16 protein-coding genes, 1 tRNA gene and 1 pseudogene are annotated in these 20,436 nt (G+C 59.9%); 4 read left to right on the top strand and 14 right to left on the bottom strand.

Annotated elements, in window-relative coordinates:
• Positions 1-308: 308 nt before the first annotated feature.
• A complete protein-coding gene (mfd, locus tag Q4B98_RS07910) occupies positions 309-3,899 on the bottom strand; it encodes a transcription-repair coupling factor (protein ID WP_303196615.1) in 3,591 nt (1,196 codons plus the stop codon).
• 79 nt (positions 3,900-3,978) lie between these two features.
• On the opposite strand from mfd, the pseudogene Q4B98_RS07905 reads away from it, so the two are divergent.
• Positions 3,979-4,610: pseudogene (locus Q4B98_RS07905) on the top strand (hypothetical protein).
• 106 nt (positions 4,611-4,716) lie between these two features.
• Here Q4B98_RS07905 and Q4B98_RS07900 read toward each other — a convergent pair.
• From Q4B98_RS07900 to Q4B98_RS07865, 8 genes are all read right to left on the bottom strand, one after another.
• Positions 4,717-5,664, bottom strand: coding sequence for an alpha/beta hydrolase fold domain-containing protein (locus tag Q4B98_RS07900; RefSeq protein ID WP_303196562.1), 948 nt, complete (start codon positions 5,662-5,664; stop codon positions 4,717-4,719).
• Complete coding sequence (locus Q4B98_RS07895; protein ID WP_303196561.1) at positions 5,661-6,479, bottom strand: alpha/beta fold hydrolase; 819 nt, start codon at positions 6,477-6,479, stop codon at positions 5,661-5,663. The genes Q4B98_RS07900 and Q4B98_RS07895 overlap by 4 nt, the downstream gene beginning before the upstream one ends.
• Positions 6,476-7,837, bottom strand: coding sequence for a sugar porter family MFS transporter (locus Q4B98_RS07890; protein ID WP_303196560.1), 1,362 nt, complete (start codon positions 7,835-7,837; stop codon positions 6,476-6,478). Before Q4B98_RS07890 ends, Q4B98_RS07895 begins: the two co-directional genes overlap by 4 nt.
• A gap of 545 nt (positions 7,838-8,382) precedes the next feature.
• The gene (gene pth, locus Q4B98_RS07885) at positions 8,383-8,985 is read right to left on the bottom strand and encodes an aminoacyl-tRNA hydrolase (RefSeq protein ID WP_303196559.1); all 603 of its coding nucleotides are present in this window, start codon (positions 8,983-8,985) and stop codon (positions 8,383-8,385) included.
• Positions 8,982-9,602, bottom strand: coding sequence for a 50S ribosomal protein L25/general stress protein Ctc (locus Q4B98_RS07880; RefSeq protein ID WP_303196558.1), 621 nt, complete (start codon positions 9,600-9,602; stop codon positions 8,982-8,984). Before Q4B98_RS07880 ends, pth begins: the two co-directional genes overlap by 4 nt.
• Positions 9,603-9,785: 183 nt before the next feature.
• Positions 9,786-10,754 carry a ribose-phosphate diphosphokinase gene (locus Q4B98_RS07875; RefSeq protein WP_303196557.1) on the bottom strand — a complete coding sequence of 323 codons (969 nt, stop codon included), beginning with the start codon at positions 10,752-10,754 and terminating at the stop codon, positions 9,786-9,788.
• Entirely contained in the window at positions 10,751-12,049 is a 1,299-nt protein-coding gene (gene glmU / locus Q4B98_RS07870) for a bifunctional UDP-N-acetylglucosamine diphosphorylase/glucosamine-1-phosphate N-acetyltransferase GlmU (RefSeq protein WP_303196556.1), read from the bottom strand. The genes Q4B98_RS07875 and glmU overlap by 4 nt, the downstream gene beginning before the upstream one ends.
• 103 nt (positions 12,050-12,152) lie before the next feature.
• Positions 12,153-12,231, bottom strand: a tRNA-Gln gene (locus Q4B98_RS07865).
• Between the two features lie 130 nt (positions 12,232-12,361).
• Between Q4B98_RS07865 and Q4B98_RS07860 the strand changes: the two genes are divergently transcribed.
• Positions 12,362-12,994: a TetR/AcrR family transcriptional regulator gene (locus Q4B98_RS07860; protein ID WP_303196614.1), complete on the top strand. Its 633-nt coding sequence runs from the start codon at positions 12,362-12,364 to the stop codon at positions 12,992-12,994.
• Here Q4B98_RS07860 and Q4B98_RS07855 read toward each other — a convergent pair.
• Genes Q4B98_RS07855 through rsmI form a run of 5 tightly spaced genes read right to left on the bottom strand, consistent with a single transcriptional unit; the run spans position 12,976 to position 17,147 of the window.
• Positions 12,976-13,503: a MarR family winged helix-turn-helix transcriptional regulator gene (locus tag Q4B98_RS07855; protein ID WP_303196555.1), complete on the bottom strand. Its 528-nt coding sequence runs from the start codon at positions 13,501-13,503 to the stop codon at positions 12,976-12,978. The two genes, Q4B98_RS07860 and Q4B98_RS07855, sit on opposite strands and share 19 nt — an antisense overlap.
• Positions 13,500-14,468: a 4-(cytidine 5'-diphospho)-2-C-methyl-D-erythritol kinase gene (locus Q4B98_RS07850; RefSeq protein WP_303196554.1), complete on the bottom strand. Its 969-nt coding sequence runs from the start codon at positions 14,466-14,468 to the stop codon at positions 13,500-13,502. Before Q4B98_RS07850 ends, Q4B98_RS07855 begins: the two co-directional genes overlap by 4 nt.
• A gap of 23 nt (positions 14,469-14,491) precedes the next feature.
• Positions 14,492-15,388 carry a 16S rRNA (adenine(1518)-N(6)/adenine(1519)-N(6))-dimethyltransferase RsmA gene (gene rsmA / locus Q4B98_RS07845; RefSeq protein ID WP_303196553.1) on the bottom strand — a complete coding sequence of 299 codons (897 nt, stop codon included), beginning with the start codon at positions 15,386-15,388 and terminating at the stop codon, positions 14,492-14,494.
• Positions 15,385-16,293: a TatD family hydrolase gene (locus Q4B98_RS07840; RefSeq protein ID WP_303196551.1), complete on the bottom strand. Its 909-nt coding sequence runs from the start codon at positions 16,291-16,293 to the stop codon at positions 15,385-15,387. The genes rsmA and Q4B98_RS07840 overlap by 4 nt, the downstream gene beginning before the upstream one ends.
• Positions 16,290-17,147: a 16S rRNA (cytidine(1402)-2'-O)-methyltransferase gene (gene rsmI / locus Q4B98_RS07835; RefSeq protein WP_303196549.1), complete on the bottom strand. Its 858-nt coding sequence runs from the start codon at positions 17,145-17,147 to the stop codon at positions 16,290-16,292. Before rsmI ends, Q4B98_RS07840 begins: the two co-directional genes overlap by 4 nt.
• A gap of 114 nt (positions 17,148-17,261) precedes the next feature.
• On the opposite strand from rsmI, the gene Q4B98_RS07830 reads away from it, so the two are divergent.
• Both Q4B98_RS07830 and Q4B98_RS07825 read left to right on the top strand, forming a co-directional pair.
• On the top strand, positions 17,262-18,791 hold the full coding sequence (locus Q4B98_RS07830; RefSeq protein WP_303196613.1) for a dolichyl-phosphate-mannose--protein mannosyltransferase: 1,530 nt from the start codon (positions 17,262-17,264) through the stop codon (positions 18,789-18,791).
• Between the two features lie 76 nt (positions 18,792-18,867).
• Positions 18,868-20,352, top strand: a complete 1,485-nt coding sequence (locus tag Q4B98_RS07825; RefSeq protein ID WP_303196548.1) for a uracil-xanthine permease family protein — start codon at positions 18,868-18,870, stop codon at positions 20,350-20,352.
• Positions 20,353-20,436 lie beyond the last annotated feature (84 nt).

The following is a 20,436-nucleotide window of genomic DNA, read 5'->3' as shown; positions in this document are numbered from 1 at the left end:
ACCCAGAAGGACGGTTTTCCCACCATGGAACTCACAGCTGAAATCATGGAAAACCTCACCGTGCCGACCGTAGAAAAATAAACTCCATCGATTTTCACTTCAGGTTCCAACAGTCCACGTTTCATGACATTATCCAAGGGTGAAAAATCAATAGCTGACCGTCATCGAAGGCAGCGACACCACCCGTCCGGAGCACACTAGTCCATTCATCGGAATTCTCCTCGAGCAAGGAAAGCTTGAGATTAGAATCACACCCGCTGCGACTCAACTATCGTGGCACGATTTATAAAGAACCCTTTGGCGTCTTGTCAATTCTCTGCACCTTGGATTGATGCCTTCTGTACCTCCAATACACCCGTGACAAGTTTCCCCGCCCAATCGAGCAGCTGCTGACCGGCCAGATACTGGCCTCCAATCTTTGCGGTCATGGGCTTGGGCACCATGACAAGACCGGCGGTATTCTTGACGACCGACCCCGGATACAGCCTTTTAAGGCGCATGACCCGTGACTCGGGCAGGTGGACCGGCGAAAACCTGATGTTACGTCCGGCTGGAACGACTTCATGGATCCCGGCCTGACGGCACAGCAAGCGGAATCGCGCCACCCCAAGAAGGGCCTGTACCGGTTCGGGCATGGGGCCGTAACGGTCAACGAGCTCAGCGGCGATAGCGTCAACCTCCTCATCGCTGCGTACCTCAGCCAGCCTCTTGTACATCTCCAGACGAAGCCGCTCGGTCTCGACGTACTCAACTGGCAGGTTGGCGTCGACCGGGAGTTCGATGCGCATTTCGGGTTCGTCGGCGGCACTGGCGTCACCACGGAACTCCGCGACAGCGTCACCCACCAACCGGATGTAAAGGTCGAATCCGACGTCAGCAATGTGACCAGACTGCTCGCCACCTAATAGGTTTCCCGCACCGCGAATCTCCAGGTCTTTCATGGCAATGGCCATACCGGCACCCAGATCGGTATGAGCAGCCATCGTCGCCAGACGGTCGTGCGCGGTTTGGGACAGTGGTTTGTCGGCAGGGTAAAGGAAGTAGGCGTAACCGCGCTCCCGGGAGCGACCCACCCGACCACGCAACTGGTGCAGCTGAGACAAGCCCATCAGGTCGGCACGGTCGATGAGCAGGGTGTTGGCTGTGGAGATGTCGATACCTGACTCAACGATGGTGGTGCATACGAGCACGTCGGCCCGCCGTTCCCAGAAATCCACCATGATCTGCTCAAGCTGCTTTTCGTTCATTTGTCCGTGAGCGGTGACGATCCGCGCCTCGGGCACGAGTTCACGCAGCTTGGCAGCCGTCTTCTCGATGGACTGCACTCGATTGTGGATGTAGAAAACCTGACCTTCACGAGCGAGCTCACGTCGGATGGCCGCGACAACCTGGCCCTCGTCGTAGGGGCCGGCAAAGGTGAGCACCGGGTGGCGCTCCTCCGGAGGAGTGGCGATCGTGCTCATTTCGCGAATGCCCGTCACCGCCATCTCTAGAGTCCGCGGGATCGGGGTTGCGCTCATAGCCAGCACGTCCACGTTGACCCTCATACGCTTGAGGGCTTCCTTGTGCTCGACGCCGAAACGTTGCTCCTCGTCAACGATGACCAGGCCGAGATCCTTGAACTCGACATCCTTGGCCAGCAGACGGTGAGTTCCCACCACAACGTCGACCGTGCCGCGTTTGAGGCCCTCCAAGGTCTCGCGAGCCTCAGCGTCAGATTGAAAACGAGAGAGGGCCGCAACCTTGACCGGGAATCCTGCGTACCTCTCGGTGAAGGTCTGAAAATGTTGCTGCACCAGCAGCGTAGTGGGCACCAGTACTGCCACTTGCTTGCTGTCTTGCACAGCTTTAAAGGCAGCGCGCACTGCAATCTCAGTCTTGCCATAACCGACGTCGCCACACACCAGCCGGTCCATCGGGACGACCTGCTCCATGTCGTGCTTGACGTCGGCGATGGTGGTGAGCTGATCGGGGGTCTCGACGTAGGCAAAGGCGTCCTCTAGCTCGCGCTGCCATGCAGTGTCAGGGCTGAAGGCGTGGCCCTTGGTGGCCTGTCGGGCTGCATAAAGCTTGATGAGTTCTGCAGCAATCTCACGGACAGCCTTGCGGGCACGCGACTTCCGTTTGCGCCAATCGGCACCCCCCAACCGGTCCAGGCTCGGGGCGTCACCACCGACATAGCGGGTCACTTGGTCCAGAGAGTTCACCGGGACGAAGAGGCGATCGCCGGGCTGGCCCTTTTTCGAGGGGGCGTACTCGATGACCAGGTATTCGCGAGTGGCGCCACCGACAGTGCGTTGCACCATTTCCAGGTATCGACCCACACCGTGCTGCTCGTGAACCACAAGGTCACCCGACTTAAGCTCCAGTGGCTGGATCTGATTACGACGCCGACGGGGCATACGCCGCTCACCACTGATGGCCGGATCCTGGGAGCCAGCGAGGTCTCCCGTAGATGCCACCAACAGCTTGAGGGTTTTTGCGGCAAAACCGTGACGCTGGTGCAACCGGACCACTTGGACGCATGGATCAGTAGCGTCAGGGTCGATCTCGTTGGCCAACCTCGCCGCGACCTGGTGCTCACCGAGCAGCTCCGTCATGCGTTTAGCGATTCCCTCACCTTCGGCACACAGCACGACACTCCAGCCGTCATGGAGTCTTGTCGTCAGGTCCTTGACGGCCGCCTCCACGTCTCCTCTCCACGGCTCGACGGCCTCTAAATGCGGGTTAACAGTGTGCGGGGCGCTCGTAACGACCTCATCGTCAGCCAGGACATCTTCAGCTGGGGCGTCCAGGGCGAAGGAGGACATCGACCACCACGCCATGCCACGCTCCAGACAGTGAGTCCTCACGTGGGCCAGAGTGCGGTACCCAGAAGCTGCTAAGTCGATGGGAGCTTGGCCTCCGCCTGCGGCAGCCGCCCAGCCAGCTCCCAGGAATTCCTCGGACGTGCGTACCAGGTCTGCGGCCCGTGATCGCACCATCTCGGGGTCGGAGAGGACGACCATGGCGTGTTCGGGAAGAACATCGACGAGCAGTTCCATGTCGTCGACCAAAGCTGGCATGAGGGCTTCCATTCCTTCAACAGCCTGGCCGTCAGCAATCCGCTCCAGCATGTCTGCCAGTTCAGGATGATCCGGCAGCAGCTTTTGGGCGCGCAAGCGGACCTCCTCAGTGAGGATGAGTTCACGACAAGGAGCGCACATCAGTGCTTGATGAGTCTCGTCGGTGGATCGCTGATCGGCCACCGAGAAAGAGGTCATCTCCTCGATCTCGTCACCAAAGAAGTCGATACGAACCGGATGCTCCAATACCGGCGGGAAAACGTCGACGATTCCGCCACGCACAGCGAATTCGCCGCGCCGTTCCACCATGTCGACCCGGCTATAAGCAGCGTTCACGAGCTGCGTGGCCAGCTCGGTGAGATCATGCTCCTCCCCCACCACCAAGCGCACCGGCTTGATGTGTCCCAGACCTGCCACCTGAGGCTGAAGCAGGGATCGCACCGGAGCGACGACAACCTGCGGAATCTCTCCTTCTGTACCGCAGAGCCGACGCAGTACCTCCATTCGTCGACCAACGGTGTCGGTACGTGGGCTCAATCTCTCGTGCGGCAGCGTCTCCCAGGAAGGGTAGTAACAGACGTCATTGGGGTCGAGCCATGTTTTCAACGTGGCCACCGACTCCTCAGCCTCCCGGAACGTGCTCGTCACCAGCAGCACCGGCAACCGACCGGTACCGGAGAGCGCCTGAGCCAGCACAGCTGCCACAGCTGGACGTGCAGACGGGGCTACCTGCACGTCGAGAGTGGGGGTGCGCCGGGTGAGGGCTTCATCCACTGACTGGGAGAGAACCGGCTCGCGGGAAAGAAGCGAGATCAATCCGCTAAATGTCACCAGGACAGGTTACGTGGTAACACGGACACCTGCCCAGCTTTCATGCTCTGGGCTATTTCCCTGACTCGTCACCCCATAGCATATGGCCGTGAGCACCCCATCCACCCAGTACCCACTCTCCCCCCAAACCGGTTCGACGCGGCGGAGTCTTGCCGGTCATCGTTACCGTTTTGGGAGCGATCGCCATCCTCCTGGTGGTGGCCGTGATTGGGGCCGGGTCCCCGGGATCATTCATCGTCGGTGCGATCCCGTCGACTACCGCCCTCATCGTGTGCCTGCTGTGTTACCGATGGCTCGACAAATGGGAGCCTGAACCCGACCGCCTCACCGTCATGGCACTGATATGGGGAGGGTCAGCAGCCGTCATCTTTTCAGTACTCGTCGAGGTAGCCATCCCCGTCAGCGAGTTCGCCAGCGTCTCTGTCGTCGCGCCGCTCGTCGAGGAATTCGCAAAGGCTTCGGGGCAAGAGGCGCGCTGTTCTTACCGATTCTGGCAAGCATGGCCGGGCCGCGAAGCGCAGCCAGGAACGAACGATTACCGCAGCCACGGAAGCCGCCCTGGTACAGCACCGCATTGCCAAGGGGGAAGGCGGTCCAGAGCTGGTGCGCCGTCGCGATCAGCTGTCAGCATGGCTGCGGACACGCCCCGACAAGTTGGGCCAGTTACCCTTTATGACACAGCTCCCACAGCTACCGTCTCCCCCGAATTGGTGAGCTTAACGGCAACCGTAGTCGAATCATTCGAATCTGACGCAACGCGATGGATCCCCAACCTCAATCGGTGTCATCTCGAGGCCCTCACGTTCACGTTCCAGGTTCATCAGCGCGAGTCGTCTCGTCCTGTCGCCTGTCGGGTGGCCTCGGCCAACCGATTCAAGACGATGTTCTTGGCACGGTCAGCCACTGGTACATCCTGAAAACCCAGCAGTCCGTGACACGTTCGAGCCAGTAGCAGCAGTTCAGTCGCCACATTTGCATTGGTCAGATTACGTGCGAAGCAGATATCTTCGTCGCGCAGCGGGTCACATTGGTTTGCGAGGATGAATGTCGGCGGCATACGTTGCAGATCAACGTTTCTGCCGGGTGCGGCATAGCGTTGCGACCCCGACGTTCCTGCCTCGGACGCTCCGAGATACGCGGCCCAGCTGGCACGAGCATTCGCGTGGTCCCATACCGGAGTAGCCGTCCCGTCAACCATTGACGGTGTTTCAAGCCGATCATCGAGAACAGGTTCAATGAGGAACAAACTATTGGGAGAATCTGGGGCCTGTGTATCGGTTAGCCTCAACGCCAATGCTGCGGCAAGACATCCACCGGCTGAATCGCCGTACAAGACCGTCACGGATGGACGGAAGGTACGAACGGCCCAATGCCACGCTGCCTGACAGTCATCCAAACCCGCTGGATATGGCGCCTCGGGGGCTAACCGGTAATCGGGACTCACGACCACCGCGCCTGTTTTTTGCGCCACCTGTGCATTCCACGCATCGTCATACGATGCTCGTCCTGCAACGAAGCCACCCCCGTGAATCGACATGACGAGCGCTGTTGGCGTACTGCCCTGGGGCGTCATGACGCGTACTTCAAGGCCGCCCTCATCAGTTGACAGTTCATGAACCGTCACATCGACACCATCGAACTGCGTCGAATGGTCCACCACGGTTTCACCTTGTGCCCTCATAAGAGCTGGATTCCACGTGGTTTGTGGCGGCACCTGATCCAGCGAAGCCCTCAAACCGGGGTCAAGCAATTCATCGTAATTCGTCATGCCATCACCTCATCTAGGAAACTGGTCACCACACCCATGAACTGCGTGGAAGACTCCCGACGAACGCAGTGCCGGGTACCGGGAATGAGGCAGGTGCGCACGGCGGAATTACCTAAGGCGTCAACATTGGTAATCCCGTCGGGTCCAACGAGGACGTCTGCTCCATCCGATGTAACCACGAGGGCCGGTGCCGCTAATCGTGCCGCGACCTCCCGCCAAGGCGTGCTAGGACACACCACCCCGGTCGCCACGAAATCCAGGTCCACTTGCATCTTGGCCTGAAGCCATGCACACGCCTCCTCCACAGGCCACGTTGAATAGTCACGACGACACTCAGCCAAGGCCTCAGACGGGTGGGTTCGCATCCATCGGATACGATCGGCCAGATGAGGACCATCCTCTCGGTAACGGCGTAGTTGGGCACTGTCAAGCCACGCAGGATCCTCAAGCACGGCCGCTGAAACCAGATCGGGACGGCGGGCAGCAACCTCGCCGCACACTGCTGCGCCCATAGAATGCCCGACAAGAATGGCCGGGCCACTATTGAGACTCTCCAAAAGATCAACAAGATCGGCGACCATTCGATCCACCGGGTTATCAAGCTCTTGTGGGGAGAACCGCGCGGAGGCGCCGTGTCCGCGAGCGTCAACGGCTACTGTGTCAAACTTGTGCGATAGTGCCCTCTGAGCCTGACACAGCGAGTTCGCGTTATCGGTGACACCATGGTTAAGGATGAGCGGCGGACGTCCCGGATTCGGAATGCGATACAGTGCCAATCCGCCATGGGTGCTGCAGTCGGTAGCGTGAGAATTCATGAGTGCGTCCTTCCGACGTATTCACGTTCGATGTCTTCGAGTGACTTACCCCGAGTTTCGGGTATTACTTTGAAAGCAAAAAAGACGAGAAATAAGGCCACGGCAGCATAGCTGGCAAAGGTAGCAGAGTTGCCAAGGGTCTCGATCAAGCTGAGGAAAGTTAGCGAAACGATGAAACTCATCGTCCAGTTAACACCGATTGTGAGACTCATGGCCGTTCCACGTACCCGAAGCGGGTATAGCTCAGAGGCAATGATGAACACGACAACATTCAGACCAGTTGCTACTGAAGCGATGTAGATGAAGACACATGCGACACCGATGGCCGATGAACTACCGCGTGGCGTTCCGTTAGCCAGTAGCACTGCAAAAACTCCAAGCGACAGTGCGGTAAAGATCGAACAAAACCCAAGTAGCTTGGTACGTCCTACGCGATCGACGAGCGCCATACCGATAACCGTACACACCAGATTCACCACACCGACTCCGACGGTGGCCAACAAAGCGCTTGCCGCTCCAAGCCCCGCGCCCTGGAAAATAGATGGGGCGTAGTACACCACCGCGTTGACACCCGTCAGCTGGCCCAGAATCTGTAGCCCGATTCCGGCTATCAGTACTTTTCTAAGCGCCGGATCTAGTAGCGCAGACCATCCCTCACCAACAGTGTTCTCCCGCTCAGCATGTTGAATGTCTGCCAGCTCAGCCTCGATCGCTTCAGCAGGACGTACTCTCGCCAGAACCGTCCGGGCGCGATCGACCTGACCATTGAGCGCCAACCAGCGAGGGGACTCATCAAGAAACACGATCCCCAGACCGAACAGAACCGAGGGAACTACCGCCAACCCGACCATCCATCGCCAATCATGGGAGACACCGTGCAGCGCGTAGTTCGAAACGTATGCGAGCAGAATGCCCGTGACAATCATGAGCTGATTCAGCCCCACTAACCGGCCACGAAGATGAGCCGGTGCAAGTTCGGAGATAAAAACAGGTACGACACTCGATGCGATCCCAACACCGAATCCTAAGATGACTCTCGCTCCGACGATCATCGGAACGTTGATGGAAAACGCTGCGATCATGGAACCCACCAGAAAGATGACCGAAGCCATCAGCAGAACACGTCGTCGACCCAAACGGTCCGACATCCTGCCCGAGGACAACGCTCCGATTGCGGCACCGACGACAAGGGAGCTGACAACAGCCCCGCTGCTCATGGCGTCGAGACCAAAATACTCGGTCATCGATGCCAACGCGCCTGAGATGACTCCGGTGTCATACCCGAATAACAAGCCTCCCAAGGCAATCACCAGGGCTGCCCACGTCACTCGCTGAGGCCGGTATCCTTCTTCGTTCATCGTCTTCCGTTCCAATCTGGTAACTACCAGCCGAGGGCGTAGCTAGGTGTCCTCAAGCAAAGCTGCATATGATCCATGCTCAACCAGGATCACGTTGGTCTTCGCGACAGCATCTACGGCACCGTGATCTGATTCTACCGGACACACCATCCTGAAAATGACGAACACCATAACTATCAGCGAGCAGCTACGCAATGCCCGCTGAGGGGTATCAAAGAAATCTCCAATAGCCCGTCCGTAGCAAACCGGAAACATGATGCTCCCTTTAAACGGCCGGGCTTCTGCAACCAATAAGTATTCACCATAGGGTTTGTCAGTACTTCACGTTCAGCCACCGAAACCATCGGCAGACGCGAGTTCCACAGCGAACGTGCCAGCACGAATACCTACCTCAGACGAGGCCATGTGCTTACTTGTCACAAGCAGCGTCTCATACCTGTGCGCCCCTGTGACGTCCACCGAAAACAGGCCACACATCATTGGCCCCTACAAAGTGGGCACCTGATACAGAATCGAGTCCCCAGCTGCTTCAACTGATGATTGAGTCAGGAATTGAAACGGTTTTGAGCCGCCGTCAAACCCTGGGTGATGATCGTCTCCACAGCGTCGGCCGCCACAGCCACGTGGACGGCCATGTCAGCGCGCTGCTTAGCTGGTACTCGGGCCAACACCCAGTCAGCTGGGTCCTGATGGCCCGGAGGCCGACCAACACCCACCCTCACTCTGATGAAGTCACCGGTGTGCAGATGGGCACGAATGGATTTCAGCCCATTATGACCGTTGTCTCCACCACCCTGCTTGAGGCGGAGACGGCCAGGGTCAAGATCAATTTCGTCATGGATAACGATGAGGTGGTCAGGGGTGATACCTGCGAAGTTCGCAACCTTGCGAACGGCAATACCCGACTCATTCATGTAGGTACGACTGCGCATCAACATGACGGCCTGAGCGTCGGAAGCCGGGACACCGAAACCGGCCGAGCCGACCCGAATACGAACCAGCTCAGCCTGCTTTCCGCGGGCCGACGAGAGCTTCTCGTCGGCCCGACGGCACAACTCGGTGATGACGTCCACCCCAACGTTGTGGCGGGTACCGTCATAGCGCGGGCCTGGGTTTCCAAGCCCGATCACGAGCCAAGAAGAACTCACTCCTGCTCGGCCTTGTCCTCATCGGACTCAGCCGCAGCCTCCTCATCTGCGGACTCCTCGTCCTCCTCGGGCTCGGCCTCCGGGAACGCGACGGTAGCAGCCACAGCCTCCGGATCCCCCTTCAGGGTGGTGCCTTCGGGGAGCTTGAGGTCGCCGAGATGGATAGTGGTACCGGCCTCAAGATCGGTAACGTCGATCTCAATCGACTCCGGAATGTTGAGCAGGTCGGCCTCAACCTCGATCTCGTTGAACTCGGTCATGGCGATGGTGCCAGGAACCGACTCGCCAGTAAGGCGCAGGGCAACCTCGACGTCAACCTTCTCGCCGCGGCGCACAGACAGCAGGTCGACGTGACGGACGAAACCCTTGAGAACGTCACGCTGAACGTCCTTCGGCAGGGCAAGCAACGGCTCTTTGCCTTCAATCTCGATTGACAGTAGCGGGTTCTCGGTCCGCAGGGCGAGAAGAGTGGCGTGTCCCTCAAGGGTCACGTGAATCGGGTCGTGACCGTGCCCGTACATAACGGCGGGAACCTTGTTCTCACGACGAATGCGACGGGCAGCGCCCTTACCAAACTCAGTACGCTCTTCGGCCTTGAGGTGAATGATGTCTGCCATAGCGACTTCTCCTTCTCGTTGACGTGAAACGGCTCGACGAGAGGATGCCCAATCGGGCGGCCAGTCGATCACGGACCTTGCGGTCCCTCGCCAAGCAAGGTCACTCTACGGCACAGCGTCGCCGTCTCCCAAATGCACGGTCGTCCACAGCAACCCGGTGCTGTGGGCGACCAAGGCTTCGCGTCAGCGGAACAGACTGGTGACCGAACCGTCCTCAAAGACCTCCTGAATCGCCTTAGCAATAAGCGGGGCGATGGATAGTACCGTCATCGCAGGAATGTTGATGTCATCACGAATCTTGAGGGTGTTGGTGACAATAAGCTCCTCGATCGGGGAGCTATTAATACGCTCAGCCGCCGGGTCCGACAGAATGGGATGAGTGGCAGCTGCGATGACCCGCCTCGCGCCGTGCTTCTTGAGAGCAGCGGCAGCCTGGCACATCGTGCCGGCAGTGTCGATCATGTCGTCAACAAGAAGACAGGTCTTGTCCTTGACATCCCCGACAACTTCGTGAGTGGTCGTCTCGTTGGCCTTATTGGGGTCACGACGCTTGTGGATGATGGCGAGTTGGCAGCCAATCTTGTCAGTCCACATATCAGCCAAGCGCACCCGACCGGCGTCTGGGGAAACGACCACCATGTTGGAGTTGTCGTATTTCGAAGCAACATAGTCAGCAAGGACCGGAAGGGCCCACAGATGGTCAACCGGGCCGTCGAAGAATCCCTGGATCTGGGCGGCGTGCAGGTCAACCGACATAATTCGGTCTGCTCCAGCCGCCTGGTAAAGGTCCGCAATGAGTCGGGCTGAAATGGGCTCACGACCTAAGTGTTTCTTGTCCTGACGGGCGTAGGGATAGAACGGAGAGACCACAGTAATGCGCTTGGCCGAGGCCCTCTTGAGGGCGTCAACCATGATGAGCTGCTCCATCATGGCCTCATTCACCGGAGCACTGTGGGACTGAATGACGAAGGCGTCACAGCCGCGCACAGATTCCTGGAACTGCACGTAGATTTCCGAATTCGCGTACGTGACCTGACGCGACGGGACAAGCTCAACACCGAGTTCGGCAGCGATCTGCTCAGCAAGTTCGGGATAGGCCCGCCCTGAGCAGATCATGAGGTGCTTGTTGTTCGGACGGGTAGTTCCACTCACTGGTCAGCCTCCGGATTCAGAGTGTCATCTTGACTGTCGGGCATAACGCCCGAGTCGGTGGCGGGAGCGGCGTGCTCCCGGGAGAGGACGGATCCGGCAACGACGGAGGATCCTGCGGTCACCTCGGAATCACCAACGTAGGCCATGTGAGGTATGGCGGCTTCGGTTCCGACGTGGGTGTTCTTGGTCTCGACGAAGGCTCCGACTTTGGCGTCACGATCGAGGACAGAGCCGGGGCGGATATTGGAGAATGGGCCGACACGCACTCCTTCACCGATGACGGCGAGAGTGACCTCAGATCGGGTGACAGTAGCCCCTTGCCGAATCTCTGAGTCAGTAACGGTGACATCTGGTCCGATCACAGCGCCGGACGCGATGGTCGTAGCTCCGTTTAGGAAAACTCCTGGGTACAAGGTGACGTCATGACCAAGATCGACGTCAGGCTGAATCCACGTAGAAGAAGGATCAATGACGGTGACCCCGGCGCGCATCCAACCGGTGACGATCCGGCGATTGACCTCGGCATTCATGCGGGCCAGCTGAACCCGATCATTGACTCCCTCGGTCTGCCATACATCGTCAATACGGAAGGCACCAACGCGACCGCGACCGGGAACCTTGATGGTGCCGTCAGCGGCCATCGTGACGACGTCGGTGAGATAGTACTCGCCCTGAGCGTTGTCGTTGGAGAGCTTGGACACGCCGTCGCGCAGCGCCTCGGCGTCGAAGACATAGATACCGGAGTTAATCTCTCGGACAGCCCGCTGAGCCTCGTCAGCGTCTTTGTGTTCGACGATTCCGACGACAGACTCGCCGTCGCGCAGGATTCGCCCATACCCAGTGGGATCCTCGACCTCGGCAGTGAGGACGGTGACGAGGTTGCGACGCTCACGGTGGACCTCGACCATCTGGTGAAGGGTTTCTCCGGTGAGCATAGGGACGTCGCCATAGGTGACGACCACCTCACCGTGGAGTTCGCCAAGTCCCTCCAGAGCGCAAGCGACGGCATGGCCGGTGCCTTTCTGCTCAGCCTGAACGGCAGTAGTGACATCCGGCGCATCATCGGCCAGATGGGCCTCAACCTGATCGCGTCTATGCCCCACAACCACGACGAGATGCTCCGGGTTGAGTCCGCGAGCCGCTCCCACTGCCCACGACAGCATGGGTCGACCGGCGACCTCATGAAGCAGCTTGGACTTCGACGATTTCATGCGAGTACCACCACCGGCGGCCAGCACAATGACAGCGGCCACTCCATTGATCTCGGTTCGGTCAGTGGCCGGGCTGGACGTCACGGTGCTCCCCCAGGTCGGATGCGGTATGCAGAACTAACTGTAGCCGTCACGCGGTTGCAGCGCACCGTGAAGAGATAGGAAGAGATACGACGGGACAAATGAGCTCCCCGGGCAGGAGTCGAACCTGCGTCGCTAATCCTGATTCAAAGTCAGACGGGCCCTGCCGACAGACCAACCGGGGAACGCTCGGCGAACCGAGTTCTCATAACTCTAGAGCATGGACCGTGATTCGGCCATACGACGCGGCTGGGTAGGCTCAATGCCATGACATCGACGCCCACATCCCAGCCGTCCAAACATCCCCGGCCCAGGATGACCAGCGGACAACGCCGTGAACAACTCATCACCGTGGCGCGTCGTCTCTTCGCTGGCAACGGCGTCGCCGGCACCTCCGTCCAGGAGATCGCTGCCAGCGCTGGAGTCTCCAAACCCGTCATCTACGAGCATTTTGGATCCAAGGACGGACTCTATGCTGTCGTCGTCGATCGGGAAGTTAGGCTGCTGCAAGACTCGCTCAATGCCGCGATGACGCGACCCGGGCAAGGCCCACGACGCACCCTGGAATCTGCGGTGCTGGCCCTGCTGGATTACATCGACGATCGCCCCGATGGTTTTCGTATCATCTCCCGGGACTCTTCTGTCGGATCGACCACTGGCTCCTATGCCTCAATCCTGTCTGACGTCGCCTCCTGGGCGGAGGGCATTCTCGCCGACGATTTCAACCGTCACGGTTTTAATGCTTCCTTCTCGTCCATATACGCCCAGGCCCTCACTGGGATGGTGGGCATGGCCGGACAGGCCTGGATTGATACCAGGGAGCCAGCCAAAGAGGTCGTCGCCGCTCTCCTCGTTGACCTGGCTTTTAACGGACTACCGCGAGAGTCCGACAGCCCGCAATTCACCACTCCCAGCGAGTGCGAAGACAATCAATCTAGCTCTTCCTGACGGGCCAGTACCACGCGCAACCCCTGACCAAGTTGCTCAACAGCCTGCGGGTCCATCGATTCAAGGAGACGTCCCTCAGATTCCAGCAAAGCTGCCAATGCGCCGTCGACCTGGTCTCGTCCAGCAGCAGTGAGTTCGACGATGACTCCACGACCGTCTTTGGGATGGGGCAGACGCCGCACCAGGCCGCGTTCGGAAAGCCTGGTGATTCGGTTCGTCATCGTCCCTGAAGCCACTTCAAGCTCGCTGAGCAGCTGTCCAGGACTCAGTTGATAGGGTTGCCCGGAACGTCGCAAGGCTGCCAGTACATCGAACTCCCAGCCCTCGAGATCCCACCGCGAGAAAGCTTTGGACCGATCTCGATCCAAGCGGCGAGCCAATCTGGTGACACGAGACCACACTTCCATCACCTCGACAGGCAGATCGGGGCGCTCCCTTGCCCATGCTGCGATGATGACGTCAACCGCGTCCTGCGTCGTTGAAGGGTCTTCCTCTGGCAGATTCGTCATGCAAAGCTCCCCTCTGGGCCTGGCAGTACCTGGGCCCCAGCGACCGGACCAAAGGCTGTTCTGGTGCGATCGACCTGCGGCAACGACGACACCGCAGCGCTGACCTTCTTGGCCCCGACAATGTCGCGTACCAGGAAAGCGCAAGTCGGCCCGGACCCGGAAACCAGACCAGTGAGAGCTCCAGCGTGCTGCCCGACAGCCAATACCTCACCAAGTTCAGGACGCAGATCAAGAGCAGGGGCCTGCAAGTCATTGCTCATGGTGGCCGCAACAGCGTCGAGATCTCCACGGGTGAGAGCTGCAATCAGGGTGTTAGGGACCGACTCTCCCCCCGGATTGCCGCCCATCTGGTCGAAACGGTGGTAAACGGCTGGGGTGGACAATCCCTGCTTCGACGTAGCAATCACCCAGTGATGTCGGCCACGGCAGATGACCGGAGCCAGCCGATCGCCCCGTCCTCGTCCCAATGCGACTCCGCCCATGAGACAAAACGGCACATCGGAGCCGAGCTGGGCGGCCAATGGGTGCAAATTCTCGGGGCACTCGGGGAGACGGCACAGAGCAGCTGCGGCAAGCAGGGCTCCAGCAGCGTCAGCCGACCCACCTGCCATGCCACCGGCGATCGGAATCGACTTGTCAATGTGAATGTCGACGCCGCGATTGCATTCCCCCCATTCCATATCGAACTCCTCGCGAACCAGCTCCACCGCTCGCCACGCCAAGTTCGTCTCGTCGGTGGGAATCTGGTCAGCATCTTCCCCTGCGACGGTCAGGGTAATGCGGTTGTCGTCGCGGCGGGTCAACGTCACCTCGTCGTGAATCCCGATAGCTTCAAAAACCGTTGCCAGCGGGTGAAAACCGTCAAGTTCCAGGCTGCCGACCCCCAGCGCCAGATTGACCTTAGCGCTGACCCGCACCGTCACGGTCCTAGGACGGAGCACGTTGAATGGATCGTCCATCATCATGTGCTTACCGTACCGGCAGGAGTTCACGCCCGGCCTGTGTCGCTGAGGACACCGGCCTGAGCCAGAACCTCGGCAACACGGGTCAAATCTACGATGTCTAGGGTTTCTCCACGCATTGTCGGGTCGATCCCGGCAGCGCTGATGAGGTCAGACGCTGCCAACGAGCCGCCGCATAGTCCGGCGAGCGCGGAGCGCAGCATTTTGCGACGAGCCGCGAAAACCGCGTCAACCACGTGAAATACCTGGGAGCGTGTGGCTTGAGGCTCTCGTCGGTCGATGTGGGGAGGATGTCGCCTAGTAATCCGAACCAGTCCGGAATCCACATTGGGCACCGGCCAAAAGACTGTCGGGGGAACGTTGCCGATCCGAGTTGCCTCGGCGTACCAAGCGAGTTTGGCGCTGGGGACCCCGTAGATCTTGGATCCCGGAGCGGCCACCAGACGGTCGGCCACTTCCGACTGCACCATCACGACGCCGGTGGACCATTGCGGGCAGATCTCCAATATGTGCAGCAGCACCGGAACCGCCACATTGTAGGGCAGATTCGCCACCAAGGCAGTCGGGTCGGGGCCGGGAATGGCGCCGACGGAAAGGGCGTCAGAAAGGATGACGTGCAATCTGCCGGCGGCGTCAGGCATCCGCTCGGCGACGGTGTCGGGGAGCTGGTTGGCAAGGAGTTCGTCAATCTCGATAGCGACAACCTGAGCCCCGGTCTCCAGCAACCCGAGGGTTAGCGATCCCAGGCCAGGACCGACCTCGATGACACGGTCGTCGGGGCCAATATGAGCCAAGGAGACAATGCGGCGCACCGTGTTGGCGTCGTGAACGAAATTCTGTCCACGGGTCTTGGTCGGTCGCAGGCCAATCTGGTCGGCAATGCGTCGAATCGACGCCGGGTCGAGTAATCCGGTTTCCCTCACCAAGCACCTCCGTAAGCGGCAAAAGCGTTGTCAGTGAGCTGTTGACAGGCTTGGGCTTCCTCCCAACCACGCTGCTGTGCCACAAATCGGGCAGTGTGAGGCAGCAAGTAGGGGCCGTTTCGCTTGCCTCGCCGTGGCACAGGCGTAAGGAATGGGGCGTCAGTCTCGACAAGAATGCGGTCGTTCGGAGCAATCGCCAGAGCGTCACGCTGGGGACCGGCCGAGTTGAAAGTGATCGTCCCGGAGAACGACAAGTACGCCCCGTGCTCCAAACAGATCCGAGCCAGGTCGGCGTCACCGGAATAGCAATGCATGATGACCCGCTCTGGCCAACCTTCGGCATTGAGGACGTCGACAACATCGTCATGGGCCTGCCGGCCCTGGGGCGAACCTTCCCCCTCACCGCCGTTGCGGGAATCACGCATATGAATCGCAAGGGTGAGGCGATGAGCGTGGGCCATGGCGATATGGGCAGCGAAGACGTCTCGTTGCAGAGCCTGGCCTTCGTCATCGGTGGTGCCGAAGTGATCGATTCCGGTCTCGCCGATGGCTCGGACATGGTTTCCAGCGCCGGCCAACTTGTTGATACGGTTCAACGCAGCATTAATGTTCTTGGGCCCCAGACGGGCGGCGTCATTGGGATGGATGGCCACCGCCGCGATGACGTTCTTGTGAGCGCGAGCAAGTTTCTCGGCGAACTCGGAACTCTCGACGTCACACCCGATCTGGGCGATATGGGTCACCCCGACCTCTCGGGCGGCTGCCAAGCTGGTGGCCGGTTCAAGATGAGCGATGTCAGCCACCGTGTCGAGGTGGGTGTGAGAGTCCACCAAGGGGCCAGCCAGCGGCTCCGGCAGGGGCGGCAGACCGGCCTCGGACAACACCTCTGGAATGGTTTCGTTCACGATTCCTCCTGCGCAGCTGAGGCGTTTTGAACGGCGTCGTAGAGCGTGTGGCGGTCAATATTGGCACCACGAGCTACCTGGGCGACGGCCTTGGACGGCTTGATACCGTCGTCGATAAGGTCGGTGACCATCTCGACTGCTTCCTCAAGACTCACCGCATGGCCCTTAGCCCCCGCGATGACGACGGTGATTTCGCCTCGGGCGTTGTCTAGAGCCCATTCGGCCAGCTGAGCCAGACCCCCGCGACGCACCTCCTCGTAGGTTTTCGTCAATTCCCGGCATACTGCAGCACGTCGGTCAGCGCCCATGATTTCGGCGGCGTCGTGGAGCAGATCGGCAAGCCGATGGGGGGCCTCATAGAGGACGATGGTGCGTGGTTCCTCGGCCAACGCACTCAGGCGACGGCACCTCTCTCCCGACTTACGCGGCAGGAATCCTTCGAAACAGAAACGATCAGTGGGCATTCCCGAGATGGCCAGCGCAGTCGTGACGGCGGTGGGTCCGGGCACTGAGGTGACGACGACATCGTGCTCAATCGCAGCGGTGACGAGCCGGTATCCCGGGTCAGAGACGGAGGGCATACCGGCATCAGTGACTACTACGACGTCAATCCCGTCGAGGAGATACTCCATGAGTTCGGGGGTTCGGGCGGACTCATTCCCCTCAAAATAGGACACCACCCGGGCGGAGGTCTCAACGTCGAGACGGCGCAGCAAATCGCGCAGTCGGCGGGTGTCCTCGGCGGCGATAATGCGGGCGTCTCGTAAGGTCTCGATGAGGGCGGGTGAGGCGCTGCGGCGGTCCCCGATAGGGGTGCCCGCAAGGATGACTCGTCCCGGCTGTGTCTGACTCACTTATCTATCGTCCCACGCCGGACAGGCAGAAGCGTCCCACCGACCCTCTACCATGGGCCTGTGCCAGCAGCGAGAAGATCCTTGTCGACCATCGAACGTCTCGACGACGGCCGGATGACAGACGAATACACGAGCTGGGTCGTCACGGCCCTCATCACCGCACTAGCTTTCCTGCTGCGAGTGTGGAATGTCAGCTTCCCCCGCAACCTCGTCTTCGACGAGACCTACTATCCCAAGGACGCATGGACCATGCTCCAGCAGGGATACGAGGGCACCTGGCCTGACGCTGCGAAAGCCAATGCCGACATCGCCAACGGGATCACGAACATCTGGACCCCCGACGCCGAATTCGTCGTCCACCCACCGGTGGGAAAATGGCTCATCGGCATGGGGGAACAACTATTCGGGTTGAATTCTTTCGGATGGCGATTCTCTTCTGTGGTCTTCGGATCCTTGCTCGTCCTTATGACGATCCGGCTGGCTCGACGCCTTTCCCGCTCCACAATGGTGGGTGCCATTGCCGGTATCCTGCTCACCCTCGACGGCCTGGCATTTGTCATGAGCCGGGTCGGACTGCTCGACATCTTTCAGGCCTTCTTCCTAGTGGCAGGGGTCTGCGCAGTGGCAGCTGACCGAGACTGGTTCCGTCATCGTCTGGCAGATCATCTTCGTGCCATCGACAAGCCCCATCTCGAGGGGGTCTTTGGTCCGGTCTTGGGGTGGCGGCCATGGCGTCTAGTGGCTGGAATCATGTTCGGTCTGGCCTGTGCCACGAAATGGAATTCTGCGTTCGTACTGGCGACCATGGGCATTGTTTCGGTCATCTGGGACTGGTCGGCACGACGGCTGGCCGGTGCGGGCAGGAAGGCGTGGTGGTCTTTCCTGCGCGACGGAATACCAGCTTTCCTCTACCTGGTCGTCGTGGCTCTGGGCGTCTACATTGCCACGTGGGCGCGATGGCTGTCGGCCTATCCACACATGGTCTTCGGCACGTCGTGGGTCGGCCCCACCCCCGATCCGGGCCTGTCCAAGGTGATCGGAAAACCGTTAGCCGCCCTGTGGAATTACCACCAGCAGATGTACGACTTCCACACCGGCAGCTACATGATGACGCAGACGCACACATATTCCGCGAACCCGTCAGGTTGGCTGATAAACCAGCGTCCGCTCGGTATAGACGCCGTGAACGACATCCAGCCTGGCGAGCAGGGGTGCGAGGCCGTCGGAGACACGTGCCTGCGAGTCATCTCCGCGACCGGGACCCCCGTTCTGTGGTGGTTCGCAGCGATAGCGCTGGTGGCCGCAGTGATCTGGTGGATCTTCGCCCGTGACTGGCGATTCACCCTGCCAATCCTCGCCATGATGTCGACATGGGTCCCATGGTTCCGCTACGACGACCGCCCGCTGTTCTTCTTCTACGCCATCTGCATTATCCCGTTTACGGTGACGATCCTAGCCATCTGGCTCGGTCACATCCTTGGCCCTGCGAAAGCAACCAATCGACGACGAATCGGTGCGATCGTCGTCGGAACAGTCATGGCCTTGGTTGCGGCCAATTTCGCTTTCATCTACCCCATCCTCACCGACAGCCTCATGACACGGAAAGCATGGCTGGCAAGGATGTGGTTCCGCTCCTGGATCTGAACCGGCCGCCGGAAGCCGGAGATCGTCAAAACGATACGCTGAGAGTCCGGAAGGGAACCAACCCGGAAGGACGCCCATGATCTGGAAACTGCACAACGGCGGTGTACTAGGACCAGGTGAGGTGGTGGCCCCTGACGAAAGACTGGGATGGGGACGCACCGTCGGGCTGGGTGCCCAGCATGTCGTCGCCATGTTTGGGGCAACTTTCGTCTTCCCAGTCCTCATGGGTCTCAACCCGCAGCTGGCAGTCATGATGTCAGGTGTCGCCACCCTCGTTTTTATCTTCGTCACCAAGCATGAAGTGCCGTCCTATCTCGGCTCCTCGGCAGCATTCCCAGGGGTAGCGACCGCCATCTATGCGTCAGGAGGCGGGCCTAACGACGTTTCGGGCGCTTTGTTGTGCGTGGGCCTAACCCTCTTAATCTGCGGCATCATCATTCAGGCCGCCGGCTCACGGGTGGTACACAAGGTGCTGCCGCCGACGGTGACCGGGGCTGTCGTCATGCTCATCGGCTTTAACCTGGCTCCGGTGGTTGCCAAGACCTATTGGCCCACCGACCAGTGGACCGCACTCATCGTCATGCTGCTCGTCATTGCACTGTCGGTGGGGCCGCGCGGATTCATCTCCCGCATTGCCATCTTCGTGGCTCTCGTCATCGGTTACGTGCTGTCGTGGATTGAGGACCTCGTCTTTGGCCCACTACATCACGCCGATGGCAGCGTCGCCCCGCGTGTGGATTGGTCAGCCGTCCATGAGTCAGCGTGGATTGGTCTGCCCCCGGTGACGAACCTGGACGCCTGGAAGTACCTGCCGCAGGCCCAAAACGGGTCCCATTACGCGGCTACCAACGTGGTGGGATTCCACCTGCCAGCTTTCCATCTGGCCTTCATCCTGCTGGCTTTGCCGGTGGTCATCGCCCTCATTGCCGAAAACACCGGCCACGTCAAGGCTGTCGCCGAGATGACCGGCAAGAACCTCGATCATCAGGTGGGGCGGGCCGTGGCTGCTGACGGTGCAACGTCGGTGTTGGCCACTTTCCTCGGTGCTGGTCCGACGACAACTTATTCAGAGAACATCGGTGTCATGGCCGCAACGAGGGTGTATTCCACTGCTGCATATGTGGTGGCGGCAATTGTGGCGATCCTCTTTGGTTTCTCTCCCAAGTTCGGGGCCGTCATCTCGGCGACCCCAGGTGGTGTCCTCGGCGGCATTACCGTGGTCCTTTACGGGATGATTGGCTTGCTTGGTGCCAAGATCTGGAAAGAGAACGACGTCGACTTCGGCAATCCGGTGAATCTCGTCCCGGTGGCGGCCGGAATCATCATCGGTGTCGGTGACGTCTCGCTGAAGTTCAGCGACTCTTTCACCCTCGGCGGTATCGCCCTGGGTACCATCGTCACCGTCGGCGTCTACCACCTTGCCAAATGGCTGGCACCCCATGAACTGTCCGACGCGGCCGGAGGCACGAACATCATTCTCGATACTCCTGGCATGTACGTTGACCACGACACTGCCGACAAACACCCTCGTGCCGAGAGGGACCAACACCGTAAGCACTAGGCTTGCGATCCAGATGTCGGAGGAGGCGATCCATGGCAGCAACGTTTCAGCCCAGAAACACCGCGTCGACCAGCGCGAGGACCC

The organism is Cutibacterium sp., assembly GCF_030525615.1.
Lineage (GTDB): Bacteria > Actinomycetota > Actinomycetes > Propionibacteriales > Propionibacteriaceae > Cutibacterium.
The sequence above is the reverse complement of the archived record's forward strand: the minus strand, read 5'-3'. Positions and strand labels throughout refer to the sequence as shown.